The following is a 13,930-nucleotide window of genomic DNA, read 5'->3' as shown; positions in this document are numbered from 1 at the left end:
CCCCACCCCCCCCCCCCCCCCCCCCCCCCCCCCCCCCCGCTCTGCCTCAGCGCCACCCTCCCCACCCTGTCCACCGAGTCCGCCGCGGCGGTCGCCGGTAACACCTCGATCGCCAAATTGCAGACCGCGCAACCGAAGTTCGTGCACCGCACCTACCGCGCCCTGGATCTCTAGGGCTCAGCCTCTTCGGCGTCTTTCCGCGGCGCCGAGATCGACGTAAGCGGGCGAAACGTCGAGAACACGTCACGATAACGCCGATCTCGGCGGGCCAAGCCGGCGGGCAGCGCTCAGAGCATGGCGATCGGTGAGACTTTCACCCCGACCTCCAATGCGCCGGCGAGTTCCCGGGCCACGTCGTAGTCGAAAACCACGTGCCCGCAGATGATGTCGACGTCGCGTTTGATCCGCTGCAGCGGGTTGTCCAGGAACTGGGCGCTGGCCCCGGATGCCTCGAGCAGGTCGCCGATCACCGCACGCGATTCGTGCACGATGTGCGCGGCGGCGACCCGCGCGTTCGCCCGCGCCGCCCGGGGCACCCGCTCACCGTTGGTCACGGCGGCCTGGATCGCGTCGACGGTGTCGTCGAGCAGTCCTCGCAGCGCGCGCAGCCGCACCCGCGCCTCCCCCAGCCGGATCTGCGCGGCGGGCTGGTCCTTTTGTGCCGCACCCGAATAGGCCAACACCCGGTTGCCGAGTCGTTGCGCGTACAGGTCGGCGGCTCGTTCGGCCGCGCCCAGTGCGGGCATCGCGGCCACCAGCGCCAGCGCCGGCACCATCGGCCAGCGGTAGGGGGCGGCGTCGTGCAGGGCGGCGCCGGGGGTGGTGCCCCCGTAGATGTCGACGACGTTGGTCAGCCGGTGCGCGGGCACCCACACGTCGTCGACGACCACGTCGTTGGAGCCGGTGGCCCGCATCCCGGCGGTGTGCCACACATCCTCGACCTGGACATCGGCGGCCGGCAGCAACACCAACGCCGGATAGGGCGCCTCGTCGGGCCCGCAAATCGCCCCCACCAGCACCCAGTCGGCGTCCATCACCCCGGTCGCCCAGGACCACCGGCCGCTGAGCCGGATTCCGCCGTCGGCCGGCACCCCGCGCCCGGTCGGGGCCAGCGGCGCCGGGCACAGCACCGGCCCGGTCGCGAACACCTCGTCTTGAACCTGTTCACAAAACAGGGCCAGCATCCAGTTGTGCAGGGTGTAGAAACCCAGCGTCCACGCGCTCGACGCGCAGCCATGCGCCATCCGCCGGATCGGGTCGAGGATCTCCGGGAACTCCGCCTGCCGGCCGCCGTAGCGCGCGGGCAGCAGCAGACTGGCCAGCCCGGAGGCCCGGTAATCGTCGAGGGTGGCCCGCGGCAACCGGCGCAACCGCTCGGCCTCGCCGGCGCGATCGGCCAACCGGGTAATGAATTCCTCGGTGACTCCGGGCACCAACCCGGGCGACGTCGTCATATCAGGACCGTACCATACCTTTTAGTATGGTACGAGGGCGTGGGTAATCGCAGGTCGCACGCGGGATTTCGTCGACGGCGCCGAGCGGCTCAGTGCCGCAGCATCACATCCAAGAACTGTTCGCGCCGCCCGACGGCGCGCGGGCTGGGCCGCGACCCCGCCAGGTGCAAGAAGCCGATACCGGCCGCGAAGGTGGCGTTGGCCCGCATGTCGGCGTCGTCGGCGTCGAAGCCGTCGTCCAGAAACACCTGCCGCACCGCCTCGAGCACCCGCCGATCCGAGGCGCGCACCGCCGCGGCGACGGTGTCCTCCGACCGCGCCCATTCGCGCATCGCGCGCTCCAGCATCCAGTGCCGCGGGCCGACCAGCGAGGTCATCATCCGGGACAGCCGCTCGCGTGGCGGCAGCGTCGCCAGCTCGGCGAAATCACCGCGGTCCTCGTCGCGCACCGCGGCGAAGGTGTCCGCCAGGGCGCGGCGATAGGCCTTCATATCGCTGAAATGCCAGTAGAAGCTGCCCTTCGTGACGCCCAATTTGCGACACAGCCGGTCGATGGTGAGGGCTTTGACCCCCTCCTCGGCCAGGATGCGGAAGCCGGTCTGCACCCAGTCCTCCACGGAAAGCCGGGAATTGGCTGCGGTCGAGGTTGTCATGATCCGTAAGTCTAGTTACGGTGCGCCGCCCGCGCTGCTTTTCTCCGCGACCAGACACAAAAGCACCCCAACACGCGCGGGTTTTGGGGCCGTTGCGTCTGCTCGGGACTAGCGACAACCGCAGCGTTCGTGACTGTGCGATTCCATACGCCCCGGCGCCGAAAAGCGGATGGAACTGCACAGTCGGCGCAATCGAGGGTCAGTCGACCGACGCCAACGCGTGCCGGGCGTAGGCGCGCACGTCGGCGTCCACGTCCTTGAGCGCGAGGCCCAACGCATCGCGTGCGACAACGTCGGTTGTCGCCCAGCAGGTCAGCCCAAGCACCGCGGCTTTGCGGACGTCGAGGTGCTCATCGTCGAGTGCCCGCGACAGCAGCGGCAGCGCGAACTCGGCCGCCGCCCCGGACAACGCCCGAGTGGCGCCCACCCTGATCTGCCACGCCGACGCGCTCAGCGCCCGCGTCACCGCGGCGAAATCCTCATCGCCGCAGCCGAGTTCACCCAGCGCCGCCAAACCGGCCGCCCGCACCAACGGGTCCGGGTCGCCGATCAATCCGCGAACGGTGTCGGCGCCGGCGCGCAGTGTCGCCAACGCGTTGGCAACCGCGATCCGCACCTCGCGGTTGTCGTCGCCGGCGGCGGCGGCCACTCCGGTCGCGTCGTCGACCGACACCAGCGCCCGCACCGCTTCGATGCGCACCCGATGATCGGGGTCGGTCAGCGCCCGGCGGTAGTCGGCCGGCTCGCCGACCCGACGGGCGGCCAGCAGATACACCGCCGCCGCCCGCACCACCGGATCCGCCGAGCCCAGGTGGGCGCGGGCCGCCGCCGGATCAGCCACCACTTCGACCAGTTCGCGGGCGCCGTCGGCGGCCGCGCGGCGCACCGCGACATCCTCGTCGGCCAGCGCGGCCAGCAGCGCGGCGGCATACCCGTCGGGGGTGTGTTCGGTCAGCGTCGCGACCGCGGCTCGCCGCACCCCGGGATCGGGGTCGGCCAGATAGCCGACCAACTCCGCCAGGGTCGGTTCCTCCAGCGCGAGCACTTCAGCGATCCGCGGCGACGGCGGATGCCCGGCGGCCACCGGCGTGATCCTCGACCGCGCGGTGGCCGGCGCCTGCCCGCCCAGCAGCGGCGGCTCGGCCACCGGGTGCACCGACTGGTCGACCGGCGGTAGCCCATCCAATCCGGGCACCGCCACGAAATACGGTGCCACCGGCCGTTTCAGGAACTCCATGGCGCCGTCGGCGCGTTTGCGCACGTTGAGGTGATACCCCCACTGCGCGTCGTCGCGGCCGGGCAGGTCGGCACGCTCGTGGTAGAGCCCCCAGCGTGATTCGGTGCGGGTCAGCGACGAGCGGGCGGCCAGTTCGGCGCAGTCCCGGATGAACGACACCTCGGCCGCGCGCATCAACTCGTGCGGGGTGCGCGCCCCCATCTCGCTGATCTCGGCGCGCATCCGCTCGAAGGTGTGCACCGCCAGCGACAGCTTGGCGGCCGTCTTCGGTGGTGCCACATAGTCGTTGACAAACCGGCGCAGCTTGTATTCCACCTGCGGCTGCGGCGGACCGTCGGGGTGGCGCAGCGGGCGGTAGATCAGCTCGTGCGCCTCGGCCAGCTGATCGGTCGGCAGCTGCTGCGGCGCCGCCACCTCGGCCAGCGTCGACGCGGCGTGCGCACCGGCCAAGTCGCCGAACACGAAGGCGCCGATCATGTAGTTGTGCGGCACGCAGGCCAGGTCCCCGGCGGCGTAGAGACCCGGCACGGTGGTGCGGGCGTTTTCGTCGACCCACACCCCGGAGGCGGAATGCCCGGAGCACAACCCGATTTCGGAGATGTGCATCTCGACGTCGTGGGTGCGGTAGTCGTGGCCGCGGTTGGCGTGGAAGGTGCCGCGGGTGGGCCGCTCGGTGGTGTGCAGGATGTTCTCCAGCGCGGTGAGCGTCTCGTCGGGCAGATGCGACACCTTCAGGTAGATCGGTCCGCGCGCGGACTCGATCTCGTTTTTGACCTCGGCCATCATCTGTCCGGACCAGTAGTCGGAGTCGACGAACCGCTCCCCCAGCGCGTTGACTTGGTATCCGCCGAACGGGTTCGCGACGTAGGCGCAGGCCGGGCCGTTGTAGTCCTTGATCAGCGGGTTGACCTGGAAGCATTCGATCCCGGACAGCTCCGCGCCGGCGTGATAGGCCATCGAGTATCCGTCGCCGGCATTGGTCGGGTTCTCGTAGGTGCCGTACAGGTAGCCCGACGCCGGCAGCCCCAGCCGCCCGCACGCCCCGGTGGCCAGGATCACCGCTTTGGCGCCGACGGTGACGAATTCGCCGGTGCGGGTGTGCAATGCGGCCGCGCCCACCGCCCGACCGTCGGCGACCAGCACCCGCACCGGCATCAGCCGGTTTTCGATGCGGATCTTCTCCCGCATGGAGCGTTGCCGCAGCACCCGGTACAGCGCCTTTTTGACGTCTTTGCCTTCGGGCATCGGCAGCACATAGGAGCCGGAGCGGTGCACCCGGCGCACCGCGTATTCGCCGTGCTCGTCCTTTTCGAATTTCACCCCGTAGCGTTCTAGCCGCTGCACCATGGCAAAGCCGCGGGTGGCGGTCTGGTAGATGGTGCGCTGGTTGACGATTCCGTCGTTGGCGCGGGTGATCTCGGCGACGTAGTCTTCGGGTTCGGCCTTGCCGGGGATGACGGCGTTGTTGACGCCGTCCATGCCCATCGCCAACGCACCGGAGTGCCGGACGTGGGCCTTTTCCAGCAGCAGCACCTGGGCGCCGTGTTCGGCGGCGGTGAGCGCGGCCATGGTGCCGGCGGTGCCGCCGCCGATGACCAGCACGTCGCAGTCGAGCCGCAGCGGCTGGGTGGGGTCGGGAATCTCGATCATGCTGCCACCGAATGTTGTAGCGCTGCCACGATATCCGTATGCAGCTCGGGATAGGTTGCTCCGCTGCGCGGCTGCGGCACCTCGACCAGGGCCCGCAGCGGCTGCCCGGCCCGGCCCAGCACCGCCACCCGGTCGCCCAACGCCAGCGCCTCGTCGACGTCGTGGGTGACGAACACGATGGTGGTGGGGTGCGCCTGCCAGGTGTCGATCAGCAGCCGCTGCATGGCCGCCCGGGTTTGGGTGTCCAGCGCGCCGAACGGCTCATCCATCATCACCGCCCGCGGGGCCCCGGCCAATCCGCGGGCCAACTGGACGCGTTGCCGCATCCCACCGGACAGGCTTTTAGGCAGGTAGTCCCCGAACCCGGTCAGGCCGACTTCGGTGATCCAGCGCTCGGCGGCCGTGCGCCGGTCGGCGCGCGGCACCCCGCGCAACCGCAGCGCCAACTCGATGTTGGACCGCACCGTCCGCCACGGCAGCAGCGCGTTGTCCTGGAACACCACGCCGCGATCCCCGGAGGTGGTGGTGACGGCGGCGCCGTCGGCCAGCACCCGGCCGGCGTCGGGGCGCAGCAGCCCGGCCAGCGCGCGCAGCACGGTGGACTTGCCGCAGCCGGACGGCCCGGTGAGCACCAGGATTTCGCCGGGCCGCACCGCCAGGCTCAACTCGTCGATCACCGGCGCCCCGGTGTAGGACAGCCGGACTCGGTCCAACTCGAGGCTCATGCCCGCGGTCATCGGGTGCTCTCCGCGCCGCGGGGCAGCCACCGGGTGACGCGGCGCCCGAGCAGTTCCACGGCGGCCGCGGTCGCGAAGCCGAGCACCCCGATGGTGATGATGCCGACGAACACGTCGGGATAGGCCAGCACCGTGTAGGCCTGCCAGGTGCGGTAGCCCACCCCCAGCCGGCCGGAGAGCATCTCCGCGGAGATGACGCAGATCCACGCCACCCCCATCCCCACCGACAGGCCGCCGAAGACCCCGGGCAGGATGCCCGGAAACACCACCTGGCGCAGCACCTCCCAGCGCCCGCCGCCCAGGGTGCGCACCGAGTCCTCCCAGATCGTCGGCAGCGCGCGCACCGCGTGGCGGGTGCTGACCAGGATCGGGAAGTAGGCCGCCAGGAAGGTGATGAACACGATCCCGGCCTCGTCGGTCGGGAACAGCAGGATCGCCACCGGGACCACGGCGATGGCCGGGATGGGCCGCAGCAGTTCGGTGAGCGGGCCGAGCACGTCGGCGAACACCCGGGAGCGGCCCAGCAGGATCCCGGTCGCCACCCCGGCCACCGCGGCCACCCCGAAGCCGGTGAGGATCCGGATCAGCGACTGGCCCAGATCCAGCCAGTAGTCGTGGGTGCCCAACCGGCGCAGCAGGGTGGCGGCGATCTCGCCGACGGTGGGCAAGGTGTCGAACCGCAGCCACAAGCGCACGTGGCCGGCGGTCAGCAACTGCCACAGCCCGATCGCGGCGGCCACCGACGCCAGCCGCAGCAGCCGCGACCGCCACACCGCCGGCACCCGGCGCGCCGCGGCGCTCACCGGTTGTCCCGGTGCCGCAACCGGTTTGCGCACCTCCACCGCGGTCATGCCGCCCCCGCCAAGGCCTGCGGGTAGTCCACGGTGACGCTGCCGGGATGCGCCTCGAGGTAGCGCCGCGCCCCGGCCGGGGTGCTGAACGGACGGTAGTCGGCGCCGTCGCGCACCCACACGGATTTGTCGGCGAACCAGCGGGTGCCCAGTTCGGTGTCGGGCACGTAGGCGGCGCGCACCGTGGCGCCGCGGGCGGTCGCCTCCCGGACGGCCTTGAGCAGGCAGCCGGGGCTGGCCGCGGTTTGGGTGGTGTCGGCGCCGGCCAGCCACAGTTCACCGGCCTGGGCGGGGTCGGTGACGGCGGTGTGGCACACCGGGTCGGTGCCGCCCAGCGCCGACGGGTTGGCGGTGGCCGCGACCGCGGCGTCGTAGTCGAGGCCGCGAGCGCCGTAGGCCGCGCGGAGCGGCCCGTCGTGGACGAACTCGCCGACGTCCAGGTCGGCGAAGTCGCCGATCGACTTCAGGTACGGCACATCGTTTTTCAACGCGTCTACCAGCGATGGTTTCAACGTGGTGTCAAACGAGGTGCCGCCCGGCCCGTTGTAGAGGTAGACCACCTCTTGGGGCAGGCCGCTGCCCTCGGCGACCAGGCGCGCGGCCTCCAGCGGTTTGTGGTTGAGGAAGTCGGTGGCGTCGAGCTGGGCCTGCAGGAACGCACCGAGCACCTCCGGGTGGGTGCGGGCATACGCGCGGCGCACCACCACGCCGTGCAGGGTCGGGTAGTTGAGCTCGGCGCCGTCATACAGCAGCTTGGCCTTGCCCTGGTAGACCAGCAGACCGGGCCAGGCAACGAACTGCGACAGCCCCTGGACCTGACCGGATTCCAACGCCGAGGCCCCGACCTGCGGTTGCTGGTTGAGCACCTCGACTCCGGCGCCGGTGTGGGCCAACGCGCGCACCAGCGTGCCGTGGCCGGCCGACCCGACGCTGGCCGACACCTTGGTACCGGCCAGGTCGGTCAGGACCGCCGCCGACGAATCCGGCGCCACCACCACCATGTTCAGGGCGCCCTTGGGGTTGTAGCCGGTGACCGAGACGATCTCGGTGGCCGCCCGCGGGTTGGCCTGGGTTTTGGAGCCGTTGATCAGCATCGGGTAGTCGCCCATCGAGCCGATATCGATCTTCTCGGCGACCATCTGCGCGGTGATCGGGGCACCGGTGTCGTAGTCCTGCCACACCACCCGGTATTTGGTGCCGGTCCGGGTGGTGATGTCGGCGAGCCGGCGCTCCAGGTAGCCCTGGGCGCGCAGCAGGGTACCGGCGGTCACCGTGTTGATGGTCTTGGACTGGTAGCCCACCACCACCTCGACGGCGTCGCCGGCCGACGACGAGTCCAGCGAGCAGCCGGCCGCGGCGACGGTGGCCGCGACAGCCACCGACGCCAGCCCGATCACGGGTCTGTTCATGGAATGTCCTGAGGATTAACGAGTTCAGCGAAGCAGATAGGGCATATTGACGGTGACCGCGCCGGTGGGACAGCGCGCGGCGCAGGGCCCGCAGTACCAACACTCGTCGACGTGCATGAAGGCCTTGCCGGTGTCGGGGTTGATCGCCAGCGAGTCCAGCGGGCAGATCTCGACGCACAGCGTGCAGCCCTCGATGCACAGCGACTCGTCGATCGTCACCGGCACGTCGGCGCGATTGTTGACCAGGGTCATGTGCTGCTCCTTGTCAGGCTGCCGCGCATGGTGATTCGGTCACCGCGCATCCGGATGTATTCGAGATCGACGGGCCTGCCGTCGTCGAGGCTGGTGAGCCGCTCCAGCATGAGCAGCGCCGCCCCGTCGGGCAGCTGCAGGGTGGCCGCCGTGTGCGGGTCGGCCGGGATCGCTTCCAGCGCCAGGCTCGCCGAGCCCAGCGGTTGCCCGCTGACCTGCTCGATCAGCGGGAACACGTCCTCGGATTCCAGCGCATGCCCGAGCACCTCGGTGCCGATGTCGGGCACCAGGTAGGTCAGGTCCAGGCTCAGCGGCAGGTCACCGAGGTAGCGCAGCCGCTCGATGAACACCACCTGGTCGCCGGGTTGCAGGCGCAGCCGGCGGGCCACCGACGGCGGGGCCGCCACCGGCGCGGCGGCGCGCACCTCGTTGCGCACCTCGCCGTGGCCCTTGAAGGTTTCCTTCAGCCCCAGCAAGGCGTCCAGGCCGTGGTCGAATTTGTGTTGGGCGACATGCGTGCCCACCTTGGGTCCGCGGTCGATCAGCCCTTCGGTTTTGAGGACCGCCAGCGCCTCGCGGATGGTATTGCGGGAGGCAAAGAATTCCGCGGCCAGGTCCTGCTCGGCGGGCAGCCCGTCGTCGTAGGCGCCGGCGTGGATTTGGTGGCGCAGCACGTCGGCCACCTGCCGGGCCCGGTCGGCGCGGGGCCGGCGGATCGGTAGCGGTACGGCGTGGGCCTGGGGCATGCCGCCACGCTATCGGCGCAGCACGGCCGCCCGTGCTGCGCCGATACGCCCGGTGCGGCCGGGCGACGCATTGCGCCGCCCGTCGCCCACCAGCTGCCTGCGGAAAGCGACCGCCGGGTCGGTATTGCGCCGCCACGCCGGCTCTCGGCGGGTTAACAATCGCGGTGAGTGAAATCCAGGGCGCGCCGGGCGGCGACCGCGGCGGGTTGGGTGTAGCCGGCCCCGAACAGCGCGACGTGGGCGAGCAGCGGGAACAGCTGGTGTAGGCCGATGCGGTCGCGCCAGCCGCGGCGCAGCGGATGCACCCGCTGATAACCGTCGAGCACCGCCTCCAGGTGCGGGCAGCCGAACAGCGCCAGCATGGCCATGTCGGTTTCGCGGTGCCCGCCGTGGGCGGCCGGATCGATCAGTACCACCCCGTCGGGGGTCCACATCACGTTGCCGCTCCACAGGTCGCCGTGCAGCCGGGCGGGCGCGTCATCGTCGTCGTAGTCGCCGGATCGGCAGCGGGTCGCGACCGCGGCGACCGCGCGCCGGGTCGCCGCGTCGAGGTGGGCGGCGGCGCGGTCGGCCATCGGCGTCAACCGCTGGTCGGCGTAGAACTCGCCCCAGCGGCGGCGGGCGGTGGTGGGCATCGGCAGCGGCTGCTCGAGCGGCCCGAAAAACCCGGGCCCCTGCCACCCGTCCGGCGGGGCGCCGAACCCCGGCGCGCCGGCGCCGTGGGTGACGGCCAACCGGTGACCGAAGTCGCGCGCCGCGTCGCGGCTCGGCGGGACCGACGGCAGCCGCCGCAGCGTCAGGCTGGTGTCGTCCTGGGCGAGCACCTGCGCGCAGGGCACACCGCCGGGTACCGACGAAAGCCACTGCAGCCCAGCGGCTTCCCAGGCGAAAAGACCGGGTGGGGCCGCCGCGTTGCGTTTCACGAACAAGGAGGTCACCTACTTATCGTGCACAGCGCCGTCAACCCGCACCCGCCCGGCGCTGCTGAGATCGACGTCGTAATTGACCTGACCCCCCGGATTTCGGGGCCGTATGTCAATCTGGACGTCGATTTCAGCAGCGCCACCGCCTCAGCGGGTCTGCAGCAGGGCCCGCGACAGCTCCGCGAGCAGGTCCGGGCGCCGCGACAGCATGTCGAGGTCGACGTCGTGGTCACCCATCACCCCGGCGTGGTAGCGCTGGGCCACCCCGTCGGCGATGCAGCCCAGCCGCCACAGCGCAAACGCCTGGTAGTAGCCGATATCGGTGACGTCTCGCCCGGTGACCGTGTGATACCGGGAGATCACCTCATCGACGGACCAGAAGCCGTGCTCGGGTTCCGGCGCCCACCCGATCACCTCCCGCGATGTCCACACCGCGGCCAGCCAGCCCAGGTCGGCGAGCACGTCGCCGAGCGCGCACAGCTCCCAATCCAGCACGGCCCGCGCGGCGCCGTCGACGCCCAGGATCATGTTGCCGGGGCGAAAGTCGCCGTGCACCAGGCCGGTCCACCGCTCCGGCGGCGGGTTGCGGGCCAGCAACCCGTGCACCTCGCGCAGCAGGGTATTGCTGCTGCCCGAGGCGTCGAGCTGTTTGATCCAGCGGCGCAGCTGACGATCCAGGTAGCCGCCCGGCCGGCGCAAGTCATCGAATTCGGCGGTGCTGCAATCGACGCGATGGATCGCCGCGAGGCTCTCGACGATATTGCCGCAAGCCTGCGCCCGCGCCGGCAGCGGAATCCGGTCGGCGGCCGCATCGCTGTCGAGGACGACGCCGTCGACGTAGCTCATCACGTAGAAGTCCGCGCCGGTGACGTCGTGGTCGCTGCTGTGCCCGATCATGACGGGCAACGGGATTCCGGTGTGCTGCAACCGGGATTGGATCGCCCACTCGCGCAGCACGTTATGCGCCGAGGGCAGCACGTTTCCGGTCGGCGGCCGGCGCAGCACCCAGCGGTTCCCGGCGTCGTCGCCGACGATGTAGGTCAGGTTGGACCGGCCACCGGGCACCGGGTCGAATGTCAGCGGCGGGCACACCCCGCCGACATACCGGGTGAACCAGGCCGTCACACCCGCCGCGTTGATGCCGGCGGGCTGTCCGGTGGCCGTTGACTCTGCGTTCACCGCGCCGACGTGCGAGTAGGGGCCGTGGTGGACGCAGAGTCAATCGTGCGCGCGTACCGGGCCAGCGCGGCGTCGGTGAACACCGACAGCCCCAGATCCGGGTTGTAGCCGTGGATTTCTTTGACGTCGAGTTCGGCGAGGAAATACAGGATCTCCTTGGAGATCACCTGACCGGGCACCAACACCGGGAAGCCGGGCGGATAGGGCACCACAAACGTCGTCGATACCAGGGTCCGGCCGTCGGCGACGCAGCGGCCCGCCTCACCGAGCAGCACATGCTCGCGGTCGGCCTCGTCGTAGCCGGCGTAGAACGCGGCGCGCATATCGCCGAACGCCGTCGCGCCGGGCGGGCGAAACGCGGCGTCGAACTCGCTGAAGTCCGGCAGCGGCGGCAGATCGGTGGTGATCTCCTCGACCCGGCGCTGCTGTAGGGCGCGGTCGGCGGGGCTGGCCGCGCTGTGCACCCGGTCCAGGTCGGTGGCCACCCGGCGCAGCACGTCGAGCAGGTAGTGCACGCTCGACCAGGTCACCCCGATGGTGAAGATCAGCAGCACACTGTTGATCGAGGTCTTGTTGATCTGAATCCCGAACCGCTCCATGAGGATTTTCTCGCGGAAGTCGTAGCCGTTCATGCCGGTCTTCCCGATGAACAGGCTGACCCGGGTGGGGTCGAGCACGAACTCGTCGGACCGCCAGGCCTCGTTCCACTCCGCCAGCGCGCCCTGCCGGACCTGCCGATACGAGCTGACCGTGGAGGCTCGGAACTCGTCGGGTACCAGGTCGGCTTCGTCGAGGATGCGGAACCACTTGCTGATCAGCCGGTCTTTGCGGACCCGGTGCCGAAACACCAACGCCATGTCGTAGACGCCGCGGACCAGCTGGAAGCCTTCGATGTCGACCTGGCGGCGGGCCAGGTCCAGCGACGCCAACAGTTGCTGGTTGGGCGAGGTGGAGGTGTGGGTCAAAAACGCCTCGACGAACTGCTCGCGGCACAGCGCGTTGAAATCCTGGTCGCGGACATGGATCATCGACGCCTGCCGCAGCGCCGACAGCGACTTGTGGGTGGAATGCGTGGCGTACACCCGGATCCGGGCGCGCGCCGGGTCGGGCAGCAGTCGGTGGTGGCGCCACTGGGCGCGGTCGACCCCGTCCATCGACGCCGCCCAGCGCCGGTATTCGTCGGCGTAGTCGGGCGAGGCCAGCTTGGTCTCTAGCCGCTCGGCGGCGACCATCGCGGTGCGCTGCCGCGCCCACGGCACCGCAGTGGCGAAGGCATACCACGCCTCGTCCCACAGGAAGCAGATGTCCGGCTTGATCGCCAGCACCTCCTCCATCACCCGCTGCGGGTTGTAGACGACGCCGTCGAAGGTGCAGTTGGTCAGCAGCAGCATCCGGACCCGGTCCAGCTGCCCGGCGGCCTCCAGGTCCAGCAGCGCCTTTTTGATGGTGTCCAGCGACACCGCCCCGTAGATCGCGAACTGTTCCAGCGGGTAGGCGTCCAGATACATCGGGTAGGCCCCGGCCAACACCAGCCCGTAGTGGTGCGACTTATGGCAGTTGCGGTCGATCAGCACGATGTCGCCGGGCCGGGTCAGCGCCTGCACGACGATCTTGTTGGCGGTGGAGGTGCCGTTGGTGACGAAGTAGCTGTGCTGGGAGTGCCAGGTCTTGGCGGCTTTGTCCATCGCCGCCCGGATGGTGCCGTGCGGGTCCAGCAACGAATCCAGCCCGCCGGAGGTCGACGACGTCTCGGCCATGAAGATGTTGCGGCCGTAGAACTCCCCCATGTCCTGCAGCGACCGGGAGTTGAAGATGCTGGCGCCGCGGGCCACCGGCAGGGCGTGGAACTGGCCCACCGGCGCGGCGGCATAGGTCCGCAGCGCGTCGAAAAACGGTGTGTCGTAACGGCGCCGGATGCCGGCCAGCACGGTGCTGTGCAGGTCGGTGACATCGTTGAGCCGGTAGAAGGTGCGGTCGTAGACGTCGGGTCCGCCCTCGGTCTCGGCGGCGATCGATTCGTCGGTGAGCAGGTACAAGTCGATGGTCGGTCGCAGCTCCCGGATCCATTCGCCGCATTCCACCCAGTCGTGGCTGCAGTCGGCGGCCACCGCGTCGTCGTTGGTGCCCAGCAGCGTGTTCATCAGCGGCACCCGGTCGCGGGACCGCAGCGGCAGGTCGTGGCGGATGATCGCGGCCTGGATTTCGCCGTTGAGCGCCACCGCGGTGATCGCGTCCTCGACGCTGGCCACCACCAGCAGTTCGAACTGCACGTCGTCGGCCGGGTCGCGCAGCGCCCGCAGGTTTTCGGCCAGGCTTTCCGGGGCGCCCGGCGGGGAGTCGTCGGCCAGCAGCACGGTGTAGAACTGCTGCTGTTTGGCTTTGGCCACCAGTTCCTGTTCGGCCAGCGGCGCGGCGGTGTCGAACAGCGCTGCCCGGTCGCCGTATTCACTCAGCAGCCGCACCGCCAGCGACACCCGGGAGCTCAGCGACACGGTGGCCAGGGTGTTCAGGTAGCGGCGGTAGATGGCCAGTTTCGCGGCGCCCGGGAACAGCCAGTACCGCTCGTAGGCGCTCAGCCGGTCCAGCAGCCGTTTGACCCGGGCGGCGTGGTGGGTGGTGTCCTGCCCGGCGCGGTGGACCTCGGCGAGTTGGCGGGCCGCGTCGTCCAGCAGATTCCAGGTGTCGATGCGCGAGTACGACGGGTTGGCCACCGCGGCCAGCGCCGAAACGCGAAGTCGTCTCGGGTTTGCGCTGTCTGGGGTCATACCGCCAGTCTGCCCGCTGCCGGTCGGCTTGTGGTCATTTCGGCAACGCGGCCCGCCATCGTGTCGGGTCGTGC

General features: G+C 70.3%; 11 protein-coding genes. All 11 read right to left on the bottom strand.

From position 1 onward, the window contains the following. Window positions 1-287 precede the first annotated feature (287 nt). The 11 genes from BKN37_RS20790 to BKN37_RS20740 all read right to left on the bottom strand — a co-directional run bounded on the left by BKN37_RS20790 (window position 288) and on the right by BKN37_RS20740 (window position 13,856). A complete protein-coding gene (locus BKN37_RS20790; protein ID WP_071028857.1) occupies window positions 288-1,454 on the bottom strand; it encodes an acyl-CoA dehydrogenase family protein in 1,167 nt (388 codons plus the stop codon). 89 nt (window positions 1,455-1,543) lie between these two features. Then, window positions 1,544-2,107 (bottom strand): TetR/AcrR family transcriptional regulator, encoded by a 564-nt coding sequence (locus BKN37_RS20785; protein WP_071028856.1) that lies wholly within the window; start codon window positions 2,105-2,107, stop codon window positions 1,544-1,546. Window positions 2,108-2,306: 199 nt separating this feature from the next. Continuing rightward, window positions 2,307-4,994: a fumarate reductase/succinate dehydrogenase flavoprotein subunit gene (locus BKN37_RS20780; protein WP_071028855.1), complete on the bottom strand. Its 2,688-nt coding sequence runs from the start codon at window positions 4,992-4,994 to the stop codon at window positions 2,307-2,309. Then, the gene (locus BKN37_RS20775; protein ID WP_071028854.1) at window positions 4,991-5,731 is read right to left on the bottom strand and encodes an ABC transporter ATP-binding protein; all 741 of its coding nucleotides are present in this window, start codon (window positions 5,729-5,731) and stop codon (window positions 4,991-4,993) included. The genes BKN37_RS20780 and BKN37_RS20775 overlap by 4 nt, the downstream gene beginning before the upstream one ends. Continuing rightward, complete coding sequence (locus tag BKN37_RS20770; RefSeq protein WP_071028853.1) at window positions 5,728-6,582, bottom strand: ABC transporter permease; 855 nt, start codon at window positions 6,580-6,582, stop codon at window positions 5,728-5,730. The genes BKN37_RS20775 and BKN37_RS20770 overlap by 4 nt, the downstream gene beginning before the upstream one ends. Continuing rightward, the gene (locus BKN37_RS20765) at window positions 6,579-7,991 is read right to left on the bottom strand and encodes an ABC transporter substrate-binding protein (protein ID WP_071028852.1); all 1,413 of its coding nucleotides are present in this window, start codon (window positions 7,989-7,991) and stop codon (window positions 6,579-6,581) included. Before BKN37_RS20765 ends, BKN37_RS20770 begins: the two co-directional genes overlap by 4 nt. A 24-nt stretch (window positions 7,992-8,015) precedes the next feature. Continuing rightward, window positions 8,016-8,243: a 4Fe-4S dicluster domain-containing protein gene (locus tag BKN37_RS20760; RefSeq protein ID WP_071028851.1), complete on the bottom strand. Its 228-nt coding sequence runs from the start codon at window positions 8,241-8,243 to the stop codon at window positions 8,016-8,018. Then, window positions 8,240-8,989, bottom strand: a complete 750-nt coding sequence (locus BKN37_RS20755; protein WP_071028850.1) for a GntR family transcriptional regulator — start codon at window positions 8,987-8,989, stop codon at window positions 8,240-8,242. The genes BKN37_RS20760 and BKN37_RS20755 overlap by 4 nt, the downstream gene beginning before the upstream one ends. Before the next feature lie 152 nt (window positions 8,990-9,141). After that, window positions 9,142-9,927 (bottom strand): fructosamine kinase family protein, encoded by a 786-nt coding sequence (locus BKN37_RS20750; protein WP_071028849.1) that lies wholly within the window; start codon window positions 9,925-9,927, stop codon window positions 9,142-9,144. A 132-nt stretch (window positions 9,928-10,059) separates the two neighbouring features. Beyond that, window positions 10,060-11,091, bottom strand: coding sequence for a phosphotransferase family protein (locus tag BKN37_RS20745; RefSeq protein WP_071028848.1), 1,032 nt, complete (start codon window positions 11,089-11,091; stop codon window positions 10,060-10,062). Then, window positions 11,088-13,856: an aminotransferase class I/II-fold pyridoxal phosphate-dependent enzyme gene (locus BKN37_RS20740; RefSeq protein WP_071028847.1), complete on the bottom strand. Its 2,769-nt coding sequence runs from the start codon at window positions 13,854-13,856 to the stop codon at window positions 11,088-11,090. The genes BKN37_RS20745 and BKN37_RS20740 overlap by 4 nt, the downstream gene beginning before the upstream one ends. Between the last annotated feature and the right edge of the window lie 74 nt (window positions 13,857-13,930).

Source organism: Mycobacterium talmoniae (assembly GCF_001854525.1).
Classification (GTDB): domain Bacteria; phylum Actinomycetota; class Actinomycetes; order Mycobacteriales; family Mycobacteriaceae; genus Mycobacterium; species Mycobacterium talmoniae.
This window is presented reverse-complemented; position numbering and strand designations above follow the sequence as displayed.

What these genes read in the sequence shown, in the direction of transcription:
- BKN37_RS20790 (WP_071028857.1), bottom strand. Translation starts at nt 1,454, where the DNA reads ATGACGACGTCGCCCGGGTTGGTGCCCGGAGTCACCGAGGAATTCATT.
- BKN37_RS20785 (WP_071028856.1), bottom strand. Translation starts at nt 2,107, where the DNA reads ATGACAACCTCGACCGCAGCCAATTCCCGGCTTTCCGTGGAGGACTGG.
- BKN37_RS20780 (WP_071028855.1), bottom strand. Translation starts at nt 4,994, where the DNA reads ATGATCGAGATTCCCGACCCCACCCAGCCGCTGCGGCTCGACTGCGAC.
- BKN37_RS20775 (WP_071028854.1), bottom strand. Translation starts at nt 5,731, where the DNA reads ATGACCGCGGGCATGAGCCTCGAGTTGGACCGAGTCCGGCTGTCCTAC.
- BKN37_RS20770 (WP_071028853.1), bottom strand. Translation starts at nt 6,582, where the DNA reads ATGACCGCGGTGGAGGTGCGCAAACCGGTTGCGGCACCGGGACAACCG.
- BKN37_RS20765 (WP_071028852.1), bottom strand. Translation starts at nt 7,991, where the DNA reads ATGAACAGACCCGTGATCGGGCTGGCGTCGGTGGCTGTCGCGGCCACC.
- BKN37_RS20760 (WP_071028851.1), bottom strand. Translation starts at nt 8,243, where the DNA reads ATGACCCTGGTCAACAATCGCGCCGACGTGCCGGTGACGATCGACGAG.
- BKN37_RS20755 (WP_071028850.1), bottom strand. Translation starts at nt 8,989, where the DNA reads ATGCCCCAGGCCCACGCCGTACCGCTACCGATCCGCCGGCCCCGCGCC.
- BKN37_RS20740 (WP_071028847.1), bottom strand. Translation starts at nt 13,856, where the DNA reads ATGACCCCAGACAGCGCAAACCCGAGACGACTTCGCGTTTCGGCGCTG.